General features: G+C 46.9%; 11 protein-coding genes. 10 read left to right on the top strand and 1 reads right to left on the bottom strand.

All coding sequences use genetic code 11. The annotated features are described in order from the left end of the window. Window positions 1–374: 374 nt before the first annotated feature. The 10 genes from gltB (ACYJZR_RS02275) to ACYJZR_RS02230 all read left to right on the top strand — a co-directional run bounded on the left by gltB (ACYJZR_RS02275) (window position 375) and on the right by ACYJZR_RS02230 (window position 17,500). Window positions 375–4,928 carry a glutamate synthase large subunit gene (gene gltB, locus ACYJZR_RS02275; protein ID WP_025792699.1) on the top strand — a complete coding sequence of 1,518 codons (4,554 nt, stop codon included), beginning with the start codon at window positions 375–377 and terminating at the stop codon, window positions 4,926–4,928. Next, a complete protein-coding gene (locus ACYJZR_RS02270; protein ID WP_406966368.1) occupies window positions 4,928–6,397 on the top strand; it encodes a glutamate synthase subunit beta in 1,470 nt (489 codons plus the stop codon). The genes gltB (ACYJZR_RS02275) and ACYJZR_RS02270 overlap by 1 nt, the downstream gene beginning before the upstream one ends. A gap of 452 nt (window positions 6,398–6,849) precedes the next feature. Next, window positions 6,850–11,313 (top strand): glutamate synthase large subunit, encoded by a 4,464-nt coding sequence (gene gltB / locus ACYJZR_RS02265; protein ID WP_140170144.1) that lies wholly within the window; start codon window positions 6,850–6,852, stop codon window positions 11,311–11,313. 21 nt (window positions 11,314–11,334) lie between these two features. Then, window positions 11,335–12,747 (top strand): FAD-dependent oxidoreductase, encoded by a 1,413-nt coding sequence (locus ACYJZR_RS02260; RefSeq protein ID WP_020904222.1) that lies wholly within the window; start codon window positions 11,335–11,337, stop codon window positions 12,745–12,747. A 91-nt stretch (window positions 12,748–12,838) separates the two neighbouring features. Next, window positions 12,839–13,267, top strand: coding sequence for a DUF1499 domain-containing protein (locus tag ACYJZR_RS02255; protein WP_025533283.1), 429 nt, complete (start codon window positions 12,839–12,841; stop codon window positions 13,265–13,267). Window positions 13,268–13,329: 62 nt separating this feature from the next. Further along, complete coding sequence (mtnN, locus tag ACYJZR_RS02250) at window positions 13,330–14,025, top strand: 5'-methylthioadenosine/S-adenosylhomocysteine nucleosidase (protein WP_005461186.1); 696 nt, start codon at window positions 13,330–13,332, stop codon at window positions 14,023–14,025. Between the two features lie 12 nt (window positions 14,026–14,037). Beyond that, on the top strand, window positions 14,038–14,991 hold the full coding sequence (locus ACYJZR_RS02245; RefSeq protein WP_281960834.1) for a cobalamin biosynthesis family protein: 954 nt from the start codon (window positions 14,038–14,040) through the stop codon (window positions 14,989–14,991). Continuing rightward, window positions 14,991–15,815, top strand: coding sequence for a vitamin B12 ABC transporter substrate-binding protein BtuF (btuF, locus tag ACYJZR_RS02240; RefSeq protein WP_025504582.1), 825 nt, complete (start codon window positions 14,991–14,993; stop codon window positions 15,813–15,815). Before ACYJZR_RS02245 ends, btuF begins: the two co-directional genes overlap by 1 nt. Before the next feature lie 71 nt (window positions 15,816–15,886). After that, window positions 15,887–16,507 (top strand): TRIC cation channel family protein, encoded by a 621-nt coding sequence (locus tag ACYJZR_RS02235; protein ID WP_005461192.1) that lies wholly within the window; start codon window positions 15,887–15,889, stop codon window positions 16,505–16,507. A 132-nt stretch (window positions 16,508–16,639) separates the two neighbouring features. Further along, the gene (locus ACYJZR_RS02230) at window positions 16,640–17,500 is read left to right on the top strand and encodes a LysR family transcriptional regulator (RefSeq protein WP_029786531.1); all 861 of its coding nucleotides are present in this window, start codon (window positions 16,640–16,642) and stop codon (window positions 17,498–17,500) included. On the opposite strand, the gene ACYJZR_RS02225 is transcribed toward ACYJZR_RS02230, so the two are convergent. After that, window positions 17,436–18,215 (bottom strand): TSUP family transporter, encoded by a 780-nt coding sequence (locus ACYJZR_RS02225; RefSeq protein WP_406966369.1) that lies wholly within the window; start codon window positions 18,213–18,215, stop codon window positions 17,436–17,438. The genes ACYJZR_RS02230 and ACYJZR_RS02225 overlap by 65 nt on opposite strands. Between the last annotated feature and the right edge of the window lie 223 nt (window positions 18,216–18,438).

The following is an 18,438-nucleotide window of genomic DNA, read 5'->3' as shown; positions in this document are numbered from 1 at the left end:
AAAAATGCATATTTAAACGAAAAAATTGGGTCACAGAGGCGACTTTTCATTGCAATCCGAAGTAACAAAATTGTAGGATACTTACACAACCCCGCATTTTTTGTGACTTTTATTACAGCACGCACAGCGGGAATTGTCGGTGTTATCCCACTCCCACCTATATAAATCACTAAATAGTGAGAATAAATAAAGGGATATCACCAAGGATTGTTTTTCTCGCAATACTTTTCCTGCGAGATACGGAAAGGAATCAAGACCAGTCAACCTCGACTGGTGGCGATAATAAATATAAAGGACAAGACGCATCATGTGTCACAAGGCAACTTCGGTCTGCCTCGTACCTTTGCGTCGCATTGAACTGGAAGGATGTATCTATGGTAGATAGAGAGCAAAATTCACAGGGTCTATACACTCCGGAATTGGAGCATGACGCTTGTGGTATCGGTTTTGTTGCTCACCTTAAAAACCGTAAATCTCATGAAGTAGTGACTCAAGCATTGGATATGCTGGCTCGCATGGAACACCGTGGCGGTCAAGGTTGTGACCCATGCAGCGGTGACGGTGCGGGTATTTTGTTGCAAAAACCTCATGAATTCCTATTAGAAGAGGCCGTTAAACTAGGCATTAAACTGCCTTCGTTTGAAAAGTATGGCGTTGGTGTCGTTCTTTTCCCAAAAGACGAATACAAACGCGAACAATGCCGTGACATTTTAGAGCGTAATGCCAAACGCTTAGATCTCGAAGTCATCGGCTACCGCGTATTACCAACCGACAACTCCATGATTGGTGCCGACCCTCTAAGCACAGAGCCTCAATTTGAGCACGTGTTTATCTCCGGCGGTCCTGGCATCACACCTGAAGAGCTAGAACGCAAACTTTACGTACTTCGTAATTACACCGTACGCGTTTGCCTAGAAAGCGTTTCGAACATTGGTGACGACTTCTACATTAACTCAATGTCTTACAAGACATTGGTGTACAAAGGTCAGTTAACGACAGAGCAAGTGCCTCAGTACTTCCTCGACCTGCAAAACCCGACCATGGTGACCGCTCTGGCACTGGTACACTCTCGTTTCTCTACCAATACCTTCCCGAAATGGCGTCTTGCACAGCCTTTCCGTTACATCGCTCACAACGGTGAAATCAACACAGTTCGCGGTAACTTGAACTGGATGAAAGCCCGTGAAGCGATCCTAGAATCAGACCTGTTTACTCAGGCTGAAATCGACATGCTTCTTCCTATCTGTCAGGAAGGCAGCTCGGATTCATCAAACTTTGATATGGCACTTGAGCTCCTAGTTCTTTCTGGTCGTAGCCTGCCACATGCCTTAATGATGATGATCCCTGAAGCATGGCAAGAAAATAAAAACATGGATCCTAAGCGTCGCGCGTTTTACCAGTACCACGCAAACATTATGGAACCGTGGGATGGCCCGGCATCTGTCTGTTTTACCGATGGTGTTCAAGTAGGTGCAACGCTCGACCGCAACGGTCTACGCCCTTCTCGCTACACAGTGACCAAAGATAACTTCCTAGTCATGGCATCAGAATCTGGCGTAGTGGATATTGCACCAGAGAACGTAGAGTTCCGTGGTCGTCTGCAACCAGGTCGTATCTTCGTTGCGGATCTAGAGCAAGGTCGCATCATTTCTGATGAAGAAGTGAAAGACACCATCGCAACGGCACAACCTTACGAGAAGTGGGTAGAAGAAAACCTACTGAGCTTGAAGAAGCTGCCTGATGCGAGCAACCAGTTCAGCCAACCTAAGCCAGAACATCTTCTACACCGTCAACAAGCGTTTGGCGTAAGTACTGAAGAAGTGAACGAAATCATCGTTCCAATGGCAAATGAAGGTAAAGAACCGCTATCTGCAATGGGTGCAGACTGGCCGCTGGCCGTGCTGTCACACCAGTCGCAACATCTTTCAAACTACTTCAAGCAGTTGTTTGCGCAGGTAACCAACCCACCGATCGACCCGATCCGTGAGCGTATGGTTATGTCGCTGAATACTTACTTGGGTAAAGACCAAAACCTTCTGACTGAAACGCCACTTCACTGTCAGAAAGTGGAATTGGAATCGCCAGTTCTGGCTAACTCTGAGCTTGAGAAACTGCGTGCTATCGACAACGAACACCTGCAAGCCAAAACGCTGGATATCGTGTTCCAAGCCAGCGAAGACCAAGGCAAGCTAGAGCGTGCACTAAAACGTATCTGCCAATACGCTGAAGATGCCGTTATCGATGGTTACTCAATCATCCTACTGACTGACCGTGCAGTGAACTCAAACCACGCGGCGATCCCAGCAATGCTGGCAGTTGGTGCAGTACATCATCATTTGATCCGCAAAGGTCTACGTGCGAAGTGTGACATCGTGGTTGAAACCGGTGACGCGCGTGAAACGCACCACTTTGCAACGCTACTTGGTTACGGTGCGAATGCGGTTAACCCTTACCTAGTGATTGAAACCATCATTGAACTTCAACGTACTAAGAAGTTGGATCCAGAAACGAACCCTCGCGATCTGTTCAACAACTACCGTAAAGCGATCAATGGCGGTCTTCTGAAGATCTTCTCGAAGATGGGTATCTCAACCCTGCAGTCGTACCATGGTGCGCAAATCTTCGAAGCATTGGGTATCCACAAATCAGTGGTAGACAAATACTTCACTGGTACGGTTTCTCGCATCCAAGGTTTGACTCTGGATGACATCGCGAAAGAAGTGTTGATTCGCCACCGCATCGGTTACCCACAACGCGAAATCCCAATTCAAATGCTGGATGTGGGCGGTGTTTACCAGTGGAAACAACGTGGTGAGAAACACCTATTCAACCCAGAAACCATCTCTCTACTCCAGCAATCAACTCGCAACAAAGATTACGAGCAGTTCAAGCAGTATGCGAGTGCCGTCGATAAACAAGGTGACAACGCGGTAACGCTACGTAGCCAACTGGAATTCATCAAGAACCCTGCGGGCTCTATCTCTATCGATGAAGTAGAACCAATCGAAAGCATCGTGAAACGCTTCGCGACAGGTGCAATGTCATTCGGTTCTATTTCTTACGAAGCTCACTCCACACTGGCTGTTGCGATGAACCGTCTTGGCGCGAAGTCCAACTCAGGTGAAGGTGGTGAAGACCCAATGCGCTTTGAGCGCAAAGAAAATGGTGATTGGGAACGCTCTGCAATCAAACAGGTGGCTTCTGGCCGTTTCGGCGTAACCTCTTACTACCTAACTAACGCTGAAGAGCTGCAAATCAAAATGGCTCAAGGCGCGAAGCCGGGTGAAGGTGGTCAGCTACCAGGTGATAAAGTGGATGACTGGATCGGTGCCACTCGTCACTCGACTCCAGGCGTCGGTCTGATCTCACCACCGCCACACCACGATATCTACTCAATCGAAGATTTGGCTCAGCTGATCTACGATTTGAAAAACGCCAACCGCGCTGGTCGTGTAAACGTGAAACTGGTATCGGAAGCGGGCGTAGGTACGATCGCATCTGGTGTAGCGAAAGCGAAAGCGGACGTAGTACTGATCGCTGGTTTCGATGGCGGTACCGGTGCTTCACCAATGTCTTCTATTCGTCACACCGGCCTTCCTTGGGAGCTAGGTTTGGCAGAAACCCACCAAACGCTACTGAAGAACGGCCTACGTAACCGTATCGTTGTTCAAGCAGATGGTCAGATGAAGACACCTCGTGACCTTGCAGTCGCAACACTACTAGGTGCAGAAGAATGGGGCGTAGCAACCGCCGCATTGGTGGTTGAAGGCTGTATCATGATGCGTAAGTGTCATAAGAACACCTGTCCTGTTGGTATCGCGACTCAGAACAAAACACTTCGCGAGCGCTTTGATGGTCGCGTAGAAGACGTCGTAACCTTCTTCCAATACATGGCCCAAGGTCTACGAGAAATCATGGCTGAACTTGGCTTCCGCACTATCGATGAGATGGTAGGGCAAGGTCAAAAACTGAAAGTTCGCCAAGACGTTTCTCATTGGAAGTACAAGAACCTGGATCTATCTCCTGTACTTCATGTTGAACAGCCTCGCGAAGCTGATGGCGTGTTTAACCAAGCGCAGCAGAACCACAACCTTGAAGCAGTACTAGACCGTAAGCTGATTCAAGCCGCAATTCCAGCTCTAGAAAAAGGTGAAGCAGTAAATGCTGACTTCCCTATCGTTAACACAGACCGCTCTGTCGGAACCATGCTGTCTAACGAAATTTCGAAAGTGTACAAAGACCAAGGTCTACCTCAACCAATGAATGTCAAATTCAAAGGTTCTGCGGGCCAATCTTTCGGCGCATTCCTCGCTAAGGGCGTGAAGTTCGAAGTGGAAGGTGATGCAAACGACTACTGGGGTAAAGGCTTATCTGGCGGTACTTTGGTGCTCTACCCTGACGCGAAATCGAGCATTGTCGCAGAAGACAACATCGTAGTTGGTAACGTATGTTTCTACGGTGCAACTTCGGGTGAGTCTTTCATTCGCGGTATGGCAGGTGAGCGTTTCTGTGTTCGTAACTCAGGCGCGAAAGTGGTTGTAGAAGGTGTCGGTGACCACGGTTGTGAATATATGACGGGCGGTGCAGCCATCATCCTGGGTTCAACAGGTCGTAACTTTGCTGCAGGTATGAGTGGCGGCGTGGCTTACGTATGGGATAAATCGGGTGACTTTGAGTCAAAACTGAACCCAGAGCTCGTTGACTTAGACCCAATCGAGCAAGAAGACAAAGATCTATTACTCGACATGCTAACCAAGCATGTTCAATTCACAGGAAGTGAAGTCGCTCAGTCTTTCCTAGATAACTTTGAAGCAAGCCTAGCCTCTATGGTTAAGGTGATGCCGCGTGACTACAAAGCGGTTCTTCAAAAGCGTAAAGCTGAGGAGGCTCAGTCTCAAGGAAATGAAACTCAAGCGGAGGCAGTGTAATGGGTAAGCCTACTGGATTTTTAGAGCATGGTCGTGAACTACCACAGAAGATCGACCCAGCTGAACGTATCAAGAACAACAAAGAGTTCGTTCTGAACGAGGAGTTTGGTAGCAAAATCAATACTCAGGCTTCTCGTTGTATGGATTGTGGTGTGCCGTTTTGTCATAACGGCTGCCCTATCGGCAACATCATCCCAGAATTTAACGATGCGGTTTATCGTGATAGCTGGGAAGAAGCATGGAACATTCTAAGTTCAACCAACAACTTCCCGGAGTTTACTGGTCGAGTTTGTCCCGCTCCTTGTGAAAGTGCATGTGTGCTTGGCATTAACCAAGACCCAATCACTATCTGTAATATCGAGAAAACCATCGTGGAAACGGCGTACCGTGAAGGATACGCCAAACCAAAAACTCCGCGTTCTCGCACTGGTAAAACAGTCGCTATTATTGGTTCTGGCCCTGCGGGTCTTGCGGCTGCCGAGCAGCTAAACAGCGCAGGCCATACCGTGACCGTATTCGAGCGTGACGAGAAAGTGGGTGGTCTGCTGCGTTTCGGTATTCCAGATTTCAAACTGAGCATGGAAGTCATTGATCGTAAGATCAATCTAATGACAGAAGCTGGCGTTGAGTTTAGAGTAAATCAACACGTTGGTGTCGATGTAAACGCGCAACAACTGCGTCAAGAGTACGATGTGGTACTGCTGACTGGTGGCTCAACCGTTCCTCGCGATCTTCCTGTTCCGGGACGCGATCTAAAAGGCGTGTACTTTGCAATGCAGTTCCTCGGACAAAACAATCGCCGAGCAAACAACATGGATCTAAAAGGTGAAGAAATTCACGCAGCAGGAAAACATGTTGTCGTAATCGGTGGTGGTGATACTGGTTCAGACTGTGTGGGTACATCAAACCGTCACGGCGCAGCAAGCATAACTCAAGTTGAAATCATGCCGATTCCACCAGAGAAGCGCCCTGCCAATATGCCTTGGCCTCAATACCCAATGATCCTACGCACTTCGACTTCTCATGAAGAAGGTGTCGATCGTCACTGGAACATCTTGACCAAAGAGTTCATCGGTAACGACAAAGGTGAAGTTACAGGTCTTCGTCTTGCAGATATCGTTTGGGAAGATGCGAAACCAGGCGAGCGCCCAAGCTTTAAAGAAGTAGAAGGCAGCGAACGCGTGATCCCATGTGACATGGCTTTCCTAGCGATGGGCTTCCTGCACCCAGAACCAACTGGCGTGCTTGCTCAACTGGATATCGTACTCGATGATCGCGGCAACGTTGCAACGCAAGGTTTCGCGACGAATCAAGAAGGCGTATTCGCCGCAGGTGATATGCGTACAGGCCAATCTTTGGTGGTTCGTTGTATCAACGAAGGTCGCGAATGTGCTCGTGCTATTGATGAATACCTGATGGGTGGCACTAACCTTGAAGCAAAAGCAAATTCGCTAATGCTTTCAGCATAAAGGGGGCATTCACGCTTCCTTCTTTCAAAGTCATCACTTAGCCATCAGCGATATCGATGGCTAAAGACCAAGAAAGAAAACAATTCCTTCCAATCTTTATCTTTTGACCAGCATTTTATGCTGGTCTTTTTTATTCCTCCCAGCATCAAATGTTACTTTTTTGTAACAATCAATTTTCTATCCCATTGAAATCATTACACTATTTTAGGTAATTAAACGGTAAATCGCATATTCACGTGATTATCCACTAATAACTTGACCTTTTTTACAATAAGCTATAGCTTGTGAAGTTGATGAAAATAAAACACACAAATTTTGTTAAATATTTTTCTGAATTAACTGAATAAATACACACAAAAAATATAAAAGTGACGCATAGTTAGTCATCACTATCAACGTAAGCAGTGTTGATGTATCTGTCGGGATGACAGATAAGCAAAGGGAGAATTGCAATGGCTCTTTATGATCCAAGTCTTGAGAAAGACAACTGTGGATTTGGCTTGATCGCACATATGGAAGGCGAGCAAAGCCATAAGCTGGTTCGTACAGCAATTTCTGCACTTGACCGAATGACCCACCGTGGTGGTATTGCCGCCGATGGTAAAACAGGTGATGGTTGTGGTCTTCTTTTACAAAAGCCCGATTCCTATTTACGCCTTATCGCCGAAGAGAATGGTTTCAACCTAGGCAAACAATATGCCGTAGGGATGCTTTTCTTCAGCCAAGATCCGGTTAAAGCTCAATTATCTAAAGACATCGTCAATAAAGAACTCGCTCAAGAAACCTTAACGGTTGCGGGTTGGCGCGAAGTTCCAACAAATTCTGCAGTACTCGGCCCGATTGCGGCCAACTCACTGCCCAATATTCAGCAAGTCTTTATCTCAGCTCCAGCGGGCTGGCGTGAGCGCGACATTGAACGCCGTCTCTATATTGCCCGTCGCCGTATTGAAAAACAGATCACCGAGGATCCTGATTTCTACATCTGTAGCTTATCGACGCAAGTGCTGGTGTACAAAGGTTTGTGCATGCCTGCAGATTTACCTCGCTTCTACCTTGATCTTGCTGATCTACGCATGGAATCCGCTATCTGTCTGTTCCACCAGCGTTTTTCAACCAACACTCAACCTCGCTGGCCACTGGCGCAGCCGTTCCGTTATCTTGCTCACAACGGTGAGATCAATACCATTGAAGGCAACCGCCAATGGGCCCGAGCGCGTGCTTATAAGTTCTCTTCCCCATTGCTGCCCGATTTACAAACCGCAGCTCCGTTTGTAAATGAGACTGGTTCGGATTCTTCAAGTCTGGATAACATGTTGGATCTTTTCTTGGCAGGCGGCATGGATATCTTCCGAGCCATGCGAATGCTTGTTCCACCAGCATGGCAAAATCACCCAGATATGGATCCCGATCTACGAGCCTTCTACGATTTCAACTCCAAACACATGGAGCCTTGGGATGGCCCAGCAGGGATCGTACTTTCCGATGGCCGCTACGCAGCATGTAACCTCGACCGAAACGGTCTGCGCCCAGCTCGCTACGTGATCACAAAAGACAAGTTAATCACGCTGGCTTCTGAAATCGGTATTTGGGATTACGCACCAGACGAAGTTGCGAAAAAAGGTCGTGTTGGCCCTGGTGAGTTGTTAGTTGTCGATACTCGTAAAGGTAAACTGTGGCAATCAAGCGAGATCGATAACGATCTCAAATCTCGTCACCCATACCGCGAATGGATGGAAAACAACGTTCGCAAACTAACGCCATTCTCTCAGTTACCTGAAGATCAAGTGGGTGAGCGAAGCTTCGATGAAGATTTGCTTAAGACCTATCAAAAGCAGTTCGCCATGACCAATGAAGAAGTGGATCAGGTTCTGCGCGTACTTGGCGATATGGGTCAAGAAGCCGTAGGCTCTATGGGCGATGACACGCCAATGGCAGTACTGTCTTCGAAAGAGCGTTTGGTTACCGATTACTTCCGCCAGAAGTTTGCTCAGGTCACCAACCCGCCTATCGATCCACTACGTGAAAAGCATGTTATGTCGTTAGCCACCAGTATAGGTCAGGAGATGAACGTCTTCTGTGAAACCGACGGCCACGCGCATCGAGTGACATTTGATTCTCCAGTGCTACTTTACTCTGACATGCAGCAGTTGCTTGAGCTGGGTGACGATCACTACCGCAATACCATTCTCGACATAAACTACGATCCACAAGAGAAAGATCTCAAACAAGCGATCGATGACTTATGTGATCAAGCTGAACAAGTGGTGCGAGAAGGTACCGTCTTAGTGGTTCTTTCCGACCGCGCATTAGTTAAAGGCAAATTGCCAATTCCAGCCGCCATGGCTGTCGGCGCCGTGCAAACTCGCTTAGTTACAGCCAACCTTCGTTGTGATGCCAACATCGTCGCGGAAACCGCAACCGCACGTGATCCTCATCAATTTGCCGTATTGCTAGGCTTTGGCGCTACGGCGGTTTATCCGTATCTAGCTTATGAAGCTTTAGGCAAATTGATTGACGATGGTGCCCTAGATAAAGACTACCGCGATGTTATGCAGAACTATCAGTATGGCATCAACAAAGGCTTGTACAAAATCATGTCGAAGATGGGTATTTCGACCATCGCCTCTTACCGTTGCTCACAATTGTTCGAAGCTGTTGGGTTGAGCCGGGAAGTGGTCGACTTGTGCTTTAAAGGCGTAACCACTCGCATCGAAGGCGCAAACTTTGATGATTTCCAACAAGATTTAACCAACTTGTCCCGCAAGGCGTGGGCAAAACGTAAATCGATTGAACATGGCGGATTACTCAAATACGTACATGGCGGTGAGTACCATGCCTACAACCCTGATGTGGTAGGTACACTGCAAAAAGCGGTGAAATCTGGTGAAAGTAACGATTACCAAAGTTTTGCCAAACAAGTAAACGAGCGCCCTGTCGCGATGTTGCGTGACCTAATGACACTGAAAAAAACTGACTCGCCATTGCCACTTGAACGAATCGAACCTAAAACAGAATTGTTCAAACGTTTTGATTCTGCCGCCATGTCTATCGGAGCGTTGAGCCCAGAGGCACACGAAGCACTTGCAACGGCGATGAACCGTCTTGGTGGTTACTCTAACTCTGGTGAAGGTGGTGAAGATCCTCGTCGTTTTGGCACCGAGCGTAACTCGCGAATCAAGCAGATCGCGTCAGGCCGTTTTGGGGTTACGCCTCATTACCTAACCAATGCAGACGTACTGCAAATCAAGGTTGCACAAGGAGCTAAACCTGGTGAAGGTGGTCAGCTACCAGGGCACAAAGTCACGGCAGAAATCGCCAAGCTGCGTTACTCGGTGCAAGGGGTAACGTTAATCTCCCCTCCTCCACATCACGATATTTATTCGATTGAGGATTTAGCTCAGCTGATCTTCGACCTAAAACAAGTCAACCCGAATGCCCTAGTTTCGGTGAAACTCGTCTCCGAGCCTGGTGTCGGCACCATAGCCACAGGGGTCGCAAAAGCTTACGCCGACCTCATCACTATCTCAGGTTACGATGGCGGTACGGCCGCAAGTCCACTGACTTCGGTGAAATACGCAGGTAGTCCTTGGGAACTTGGCCTCGCAGAAACCCAACAAGCACTGGTTGCAAATGGCCTTCGCCATAAGATTCGTCTTCAAGTAGATGGCGGGTTAAAAACAGGGCTAGATGTTGTTAAGGCCGCGATTCTTGGTGCGGAAAGCTTCGGATTTGGTACCGCACCAATGGTTGCGATGGGTTGTAAATTCTTACGTATTTGCCACTTGAACAACTGTGCAACGGGTGTGGCAACTCAAGATGAAACCCTTCGTAAAGAGTACTTTAAAGGCTTACCTGAAATGGTAATGAACTATTTTACTGGCCTTGCCGATGAAGTACGTGAGTTACTCGCAGAACTTGGCGTAGAGAAACTGACAGACTTAATTGGTCGTACTGATTTACTTGAAGCCGTCGAGGGCTTCACTGCGAAGCAAACCAAGTTGGATCTATCAAACATCTTAGAAGCTCCTATTTCAGCCGAAGGTCATCCACTATTTTGGACGGAGCCAAACAAACCGTTTGATAAAGCCGAACTCAACCAAAAAATCGTTGATGATGCCTTGAATGCTGTCGAAAACAGCCAATCAGCAAGTTTCTTCTACAACGTCATCAACACCGACCGTTCTGTTGGCGCGCGTTTATCTGGTGAGATAGCAAAACGCTATGGCAACCAAGGTTTGGCAGCTTCGCCAATCAAAATCTATCTTGATGGTACGGCTGGCCAGTCGTTTGGTGTTTGGAATGCGGGCGGCGTAGAGCTTTACCTCACTGGTGATGCGAACGACTACGTAGGCAAAGGCATGGCAGGCGGTAAAATCGCGATTAAACCTCACCTAGGCACTGCATTTAAATGTAACGAAGCCACCATTATCGGTAACACATGTTTGTACGGCGCGACAGGAGGCAAACTGTTTGCTGCGGGTAAAGCGGGAGAGCGTTTTGGTGTTCGTAACTCTGGCACCATCGCTGTCATAGAAGGCGCGGGGGATAACGCTTGTGAATACATGACTGGCGGCATTGTGGCTATTCTTGGCGCCACAGGTGTGAACTTCGGCGCGGGTATGACGGGCGGTTTTGCTTACGTGTTGGATGAAAATCAAGACTTCCAAGGCCGTGTAAACAACGAATCGGTGGAAGCCATTTCACTGTCGGATCTATACATCCACCAAGAGCACTTGCGCGGCCTAATTGCAGAGCATCTCGAAGAGACTGGCTCTAGCCATGCAGAACATATTTTGGCGAACTTTGACGAATGGATTCCGAAGTTCTATTTGGTGAAACCTCAAGCGGCTGACTTAAACACGCTACTTGGTCACCAAAGCCGCAGCGCTGCTGAACTGCGCGTTCAAGCCCAATAAATCATGGAGGATGTTTGAATCATGAGTCAGAACGTTTACCAATTTATCGATGTTCAACGCGTAGATCCGGCGAAAAAACCAATTAAGATTCGTAAGATTGAGTTTGTTGAAATCTACGAGCCGTTCACGAAACAACAAGCAACGGCGCAAGCCGATCGCTGTTTGGATTGCGGTAACCCATATTGTGAATGGAAGTGCCCAGTCCATAACTACATTCCCCAGTGGCTAAAACTGGCGAATGAAGGCCGAATTTTAGAAGCCGTGGAACTTTCACACCAAACCAACAGCTTGCCTGAAGTGTGTGGCCGTGTGTGTCCGCAAGACCGTTTGTGTGAGGGTTCGTGCACACTAAATGATGATTTTGGTGCAGTCACGATAGGTAACATTGAAAAGTACATCACCGACAAAGCCTTTGAAATGGGCTGGAAGCCTGACATGTCCAAAGTGGAGTGGACGGATAAAAAGGTGGCAATCATCGGCGCCGGCCCTGCTGGTCTGGCAGCAGCAGACATCTTAGTTCGCAACGGTGTAAAACCGGTGGTGTTTGACCGTTACCCAGAGATTGGTGGCCTACTTACCTTTGGTATTCCTTCTTTCAAATTGGAAAAAGGAGTCATGGAAAATCGTCGTCGGGTATTTACCGAAATGGGCGTTGAGTTCCGCATGAATGTGGAAGTCGGCCAAGATGTGCAGATGCAAGAACTGCTTGATGAATACGATGCGGTTTTCTTAGGTGTGGGCACATACAAATACATGCGCGCGGGTTTGGAAAATGAAGACGCGCCGGGCGTTTATGACGCCCTACCATTTTTGATTTCCAATACCTATAAGGTTATGGAGCTAGAACATAACCAACCGTTTATCGATATGGCTGGCAAAAAAGTCGTAGTGCTTGGTGGTGGTGATACCGCGATGGACTGCGTGCGAACTTCGATCCGTCAAGGCGCATCTAACGTGATTTGTGCCTACCGTCGTGATGAAGAAAACATGCCAGGCTCCCGTCGAGAAGTGAAAAATGCCAAAGAAGAGGGCGTGAAGTTCATGTTTAACCTCCAGCCTTTAGGTATTGAGGTTGATGCGTATGGCAAAGTTTCAGGCGTGAAAGTGGTCAAAACTGCTTTAGGCGAGCCTGATGACGCAGGTCGCCGTCGCCCAGAACCTGTAGAAGGAAGTGAACACGTCCTGCCTGCCGATGCTGTCATCATGGCATTTGGTTTCCAACCTCATCAAATGAACTGGCTGACTCCGTTCAATGTTGAACTTGATCAATGGGGACGAATCAAAGCACCCAACAACCAAGAGTTTCAATATCAAACCAGCAATGAAAAGATCTTTGCTGGGGGAGACGCGGTTCGCGGTTCTGATTTAGTGGTAACCGCCATTGATGAAGGACGAAAAGCAGCAGAAGGTATTCTTGATTACTTAGACGTGTAGCCTCGTCCCAACACTCAAAAAGGCTCCAATGATTGGATCCTTTTTTCTTTTATTACATATAATTAAATTCCTCTGTTAAGGAATAGAACTCATGAAAAAAGCCGCTCTGATGCTCATCACTTTTCTCGGCTTAACCGCATGCAGCCAAGGAGTCACTTCGATGCCAGATAGAACTCAAACCCCATGTGGGAACAAACCTAACTGCGTTTCAACACAAGACCAACGAGAAGAACACCACCTCGAACCTTTTACTCTCACCGAATCCGCCACATTGGATGCAATTGAGCAAGCAGCACTGCAACTATCGGGGGCTAAAACAGCAGAGAAAGATGGCAATTATCTGCGCATTGAATGCACATCTAAAATCATGCGCTTCGTGGATGATCTCGAATTAAAGATCGACGGGCATACTCTGATCGTGCGTTCAGAATCGCGCGTAGGGTATTCCGACTTTGGCGTCAATCGAAAACGGGCCGAGCAATTACGAACCGAACTTTCTAAAGCAGAACTCATCAAATAGAAAACTGCTGACAGGGAGTGCTATACTCTCGCCGATTAAATATTTTACCTAAAGAGAGTGCTATGAAAGTTGGTATCATCGGGGCGATGGAACAAGAAGTGACCATCCTGAAAGAAGCTATGACAAACTGCCAAACCGTAAACAAAGCAGGTTGTACGTTTTTCTCTGGTCAAATTAACGATGTAGATGTAGTGCTACTACAATCTGGTATCGGTAAAGTTGCTGCGGCAGTTGGTACAACAATTCTTCTTGATGAATACCAACCAGATGTGGTTATCAACACAGGTTCTGCTGGTGGTTTCGATTCAAGCCTAAATCTAGGTGACGTAGTGATTTCTACAGAAGTGCGCCACCATGATGCAGACGTGACTGCTTTTGGCTATGAAATTGGTCAAATGGCAGGTCAGCCAGCAGCATTCAAAGCGGATGAAAAACTGATGGACCTAGCGGAAAAAGCACTCGAGCAAATGGCAAATACACATGCCGTTCGCGGTTTGATCTGTACGGGCGATGCGTTTGTTTGCACGGCTGAGCGCCAAGCGTTCATTCGTGAAAACTTCCCATCCGTTATTGCGGTTGAAATGGAAGCATCAGCTATTGCTCAGACTTGCCACCAGTTCAACACACCATTTGTTGTTGTACGTGCTATCTCTGACGTTGCTGATAAAGAATCACCAATGAGCTTTGAAGAATTCCTGCCTCTAGCAGCAAAAAGCTCTTCAGAAATGGTATTCAAGATGCTGGAACTGGTTAAGTAATCCAAGTCATTCATGGAAGAAATTTTTCAGCAATTCTATGCTAACGGTGCGCTCCTCGTGATGTGGGGCGCATTACTGTTTCACCTTATCCTCCCTATTCCTCATTCCGCTCACCCTGCGACTTTATGGCGCAAGGTAGCCGAACAATTAGCAGAGAAAGTAAATAACCACCATAGCTACTCACAAAGCATTCTCTCAGGAAGCCTCGCTCTTATTTTGATGACATTGCCGTGTTTGGTGCTCTTAATCGCTCTAAAGCCCTTAGTTTGGCAAGAGCCTCTGTACGAACTTGCCTTGTTACTATTAGCGTTAGATTGGCGAAGTTGCGAAACCCTCACCAAACAACTTGCCCTCGCCTTGTCGCGTGAGGATAAAACGCGCTGTCGCGAGCTACTCAAACCTTTTGTGAATCGTGATACCGAAACGTTATCGCTTGTCGGTATAGGTAAAGCCGGAGCTGAAACCATCATTATGGGCTTTGGTCGCAATGTAGTGTGTGTACTGTTTTGGTATGCCATCGCAGGTGGGATTGGGGCGCTCATGTACCGTTTAACCATGGAGCTAGCACGAGCTTGGTCTCCTAGCCGTCGTCAGTATGCGCCATTTGGGAAACCAGCCATTCAAATCGTTGCCGTTTTAGAGCTCATTCCATTAAGATTATTTGCCCTACTGTTGCTTGCTGGTCACAATATGTCCGCAGTGCTTAATGGACTTAAACAACAAGCGAAATCTTGGCCATTGCCAGGGCCAGCTTGGGTGCTGTGTACTATCGGCAATAAGTTCCAGCTTTCGTTAGGAGGCCCAGCTCTATACCAAGGCGTCAGAGCAGAACGCACCAAGATTGGTGGACGCATTGTGCCTTCTGCTATTCATCTTGCACAAATCCAAATTTTACTGGTTTGGCGCATCTTTGCTTGGATTGTGATTCAAAGCTTTCTTCTAGGACTGATTTATCAAGGATTATGATGAACAAAATTTGCCTATCCCTCCCCCTTTTCTTCTCCTCTCTTACGATGGCGAACGAACCCGTTGAACGAGTGATCAGTTTAGCGCCTCACGCCACAGAGATCGCTTATGCTGCTGGCTTAGGTGACAAACTGATCGCTGTGAGTGAGATGAGTGATTATCCGAAGGAAGCTGGCGAACTGGAGAAAGTATCCAATTACCAAGGCATAAAGTTGGAACGCATCATTGCCCTTCAGCCCGATCTTGTCATTGCTTGGCCTGCGGGTAACCCCGCCAAAGAGCTCGAAAAGTTAAAACAATTTGGCGTACCTATCTACTACTCAACCACGGGTACTTTAGAAGACATCGCAAATAATATTGAGCAGCTGAGTCAATACAGTGATGATCCATCAAAGGGTCAAAAAGCAGCACGGGACTTTAGAGAGGGGCTAACTGCTCTCAAAGCGACATACAACACCACAGAGAAAGTCCGCTATTTTTATCAACTCAGCGAAAAGCCGATCATTACTGTGGCAGGTAAAAACTGGCCGAGCGAAGTGTTTAACTTCTGTGGTGGTGAAAATGTATTTGCCAATACAGCAGCACCCTATCCTCAAGTTAGTATCGAGCAAGTGATCACACGTCAACCTGAAGTACTCTTCACCTCTCGTCATGCTATGAGTGATGATGGAATGTGGGCTCAATGGAAAAATGAACTGCCAGCTCTGCGCAACAATCATGTTTGGTCACTCAATTCTGATTGGATAAATCGCCCAACACCACGCACACTCAACGCTATCATTGAAGTGTGTGAACACTTTGAAAGCGTTAGACGAAAACGCTAACGTTTTCGTTGGAAATACCGTACAATTTCCGCCCATTTTTGTTCTCACACTTTTTATAGGTACCAAGTAACATGGATTCCATGCTGCTTTATATGATCGATTTATTCGGTACAGCAATCTTCGCTGTGTCTGGTGTTTTACTCGCTGGCCGATTAAAAATGGATCCCTTCGGCGTTATCGTCCTAGGCAGCGTGACTGCCATTGGCGGTGGCACTATTCGTGATATGGCACTTGGTGCGACCCCCGTCTTTTGGATTACCGATACCACTTATCTTTGGGTTATCTTCATCACCTGTTTGTTAACTATGATCTTGGTTCGCAGACCAAAACGGTTAGCTTGGTGGGTTTTACCCGTGTGTGACGCCATCGGTCTGGCCGTATTTGTGGGAATTGGAGTAGAAAAAGCACTCGCCTACAACGCCTCCGGCATGGTTGCCGTGATCATGGGCGTAATCACCGGTTGCGGTGGCGGCATAATCCGAGATGTCTTGGCCCGAGAGGTACCTATGGTGCTAAGAAGCGAAGTCTACGCCACAGCCTGTATCATTGGTGGCATCTTCCATACAATGGCTGTGAGTATGGGTTACGATCATTCCACAGCCCTGCTCGCAGGTGTTATCTCAACACTAGTGATTCGCCTGGGTGCGATTCGTTGGCATCTATCTTTACCTACTTTCGCTATCAACCGCTAAGCACTTCAAGTACAGCTTTCAATCTAAAGAGCCGGCTTTATCTCGGCTCTTCGCATTTTAATTAACACGATTCGCTTATCCCTCAGCAATTCGTTAAATTATCCGTCTCATTCCTAATTTTCATTAATTGCTATGTTATTAGAAGGCATTGAAACGTTACTTGTACTAAGTAAAGAAAAAACCATGAGCCGCACTGGTAGTCAGCTGTACATCAGCCAATCTGCGGTGAGTAAACGTATCGCCAATTTAGAAAAAAAGTTAGGAAAGAAACTGATCGAGCCAAACGGCAGACACATTAAACTAACCTCGGATGCTCTGGCCCTTATCAATACGATAGAGCCCACATTCAATGAGTTACGAGGACAGATTTACGATCAGCAAGAGCTCGAAGATACGTCATTAATAAAAATGGATTGCTCAGAAACTCTCGTCGCAGGTTATCTGAGTATGATTATGGAAGAGCAACTAGCACACGATCCTTATCTCAGAATCTCTACCAATCACACTCCGAGAATCGTTGAAAACGTAAAATCAGGGCGAGCGACCCTAGGATTCTGCGCTGGTTACTTACCTTCTCATCACGGTTTGATGAGCGTTCATCTCGCCGATGAGCCTTTCTCTATAATAAGTAAGCACCCGCTAACTCAATTACCAAAAGCGATTTTAACTAACGATTTGAATAACCCAGCCAATACATATCAGCAAGCCATTTTGTCCAAGTACGAGATCCAACCTTTGATGGAGATGGACTCCTACACTGCGGCAGCGCAATTAGCTTTAAAAGGTATGGCACCAGCACTGATACCTAAATCCATCATCAAAACACTCAACATCGCATCAAATTTCTGTTTTGAATTCGAAGAACTAGAGCCTCTAATTCGCCCAATACACATCTGTCTTCGCCACAACACATACCGCAATCAGCGAATTAAAACAGTGTTAGAAGCCATTGCTGATGTTGTTGCCAAAGAAGTTTTGTTGCCATCAGCATAGACATGGTAATCACTAGAGGTCGAATCCACTTTTGACCTTTGGTAACCACCACTTTTGCGCCAAGTTGAGCGCCAATAAAGCCACCGACCGCCATCGTCAAACCAATTTCCCATACAGGTAACCCTGCTAGAACGAAAAACGACAATGCAGCGATGTTTGAAGTGAAATTCAAAATCTTAGTTCGTGCTGTTGCATCCACGAGGGAAAAGTGGCCAAGAGCAACAAAGCACACAGTAAAAATCGAGCCCGTACCGGGGCCAAAGAAACCATCGTAGAAACCAACTCCACCACCGATACACAATGCAAACATCGCTTCGGCAAGTTTTGGTTCTCCATCGATTTTTCGAGTACTTGGTGCGAGTAAAAAATAAAGAGAAATCGCAATTAGAAGAATAGGAATCAAACTGGTGAGTACGCTAGCATCAATAAACTGTACAGCCTCGGCACCGATTGCAGCACCAATAAAAGTACAGAGTATCGCGAAACGCATTTCCTTTAGGCTAACAATACCGTTACGCACGAAATACCAGCTAGCCGAGAAGCTACCAAACGAACTTTGTAACTTGTTGGTTGCTAGAGCTTGAGTCGGACTCAACCCCGCAGCCAAAAGCGCAGGGAGCGTAATGAGTCCTCCCCCACCAGCCATCGCATCAATAAAACCAGCCACAGATGCAACCAAAAACAACGCGGTTAATACTTCTAAAGTAAGCTCCACTTACACTTCCTTGCTCAAAAATACGAAAAGAGCTAAACGGTAGCACTTAACACCTCAAACTAAAAAGGAAAGTCGAGATATGAACCTATTCCATATTTTCACCTTTGCGAAAATTTCATTTATATTTTCATAAAAAAGGAGGCTTGCCTCAAGATTATACATAAAAATAGTATTTTCATTGCCTATGAAATTCTAGTCAGGTCTAATATCATTACGAATTCAT

The organism is Vibrio sp. RC2502 (assembly GCF_054850435.1).
Note: the sequence above shows the minus strand (reverse complement) of the source record. Positions and strands in the feature narration are given on the sequence as shown.

Excerpts from the sequence above, each read along its gene's own strand:
- ACYJZR_RS02260 (WP_020904222.1), top strand. The coding sequence starts at position 11,335 with ATGAGTCAGAACGTTTACCAATTTATCGATGTTCAACGCGTAGATCCG.
- btuF (WP_025504582.1), top strand. The coding sequence starts at position 14,991 with ATGAACAAAATTTGCCTATCCCTCCCCCTTTTCTTCTCCTCTCTTACG.
- gltB (WP_025792699.1), top strand. The coding sequence starts at position 375 with ATGGTAGATAGAGAGCAAAATTCACAGGGTCTATACACTCCGGAATTG.
- ACYJZR_RS02235 (WP_005461192.1), top strand. The coding sequence starts at position 15,887 with ATGGATTCCATGCTGCTTTATATGATCGATTTATTCGGTACAGCAATC.
- gltB (WP_140170144.1), top strand. The coding sequence starts at position 6,850 with ATGGCTCTTTATGATCCAAGTCTTGAGAAAGACAACTGTGGATTTGGC.
- mtnN (WP_005461186.1), top strand. The coding sequence starts at position 13,330 with ATGAAAGTTGGTATCATCGGGGCGATGGAACAAGAAGTGACCATCCTG.
- ACYJZR_RS02245 (WP_281960834.1), top strand. The coding sequence starts at position 14,038 with ATGGAAGAAATTTTTCAGCAATTCTATGCTAACGGTGCGCTCCTCGTG.
- ACYJZR_RS02255 (WP_025533283.1), top strand. The coding sequence starts at position 12,839 with ATGAAAAAAGCCGCTCTGATGCTCATCACTTTTCTCGGCTTAACCGCA.
- ACYJZR_RS02230 (WP_029786531.1), top strand. The coding sequence starts at position 16,640 with ATGTTATTAGAAGGCATTGAAACGTTACTTGTACTAAGTAAAGAAAAA.
- ACYJZR_RS02270 (WP_406966368.1), top strand. The coding sequence starts at position 4,928 with ATGGGTAAGCCTACTGGATTTTTAGAGCATGGTCGTGAACTACCACAG.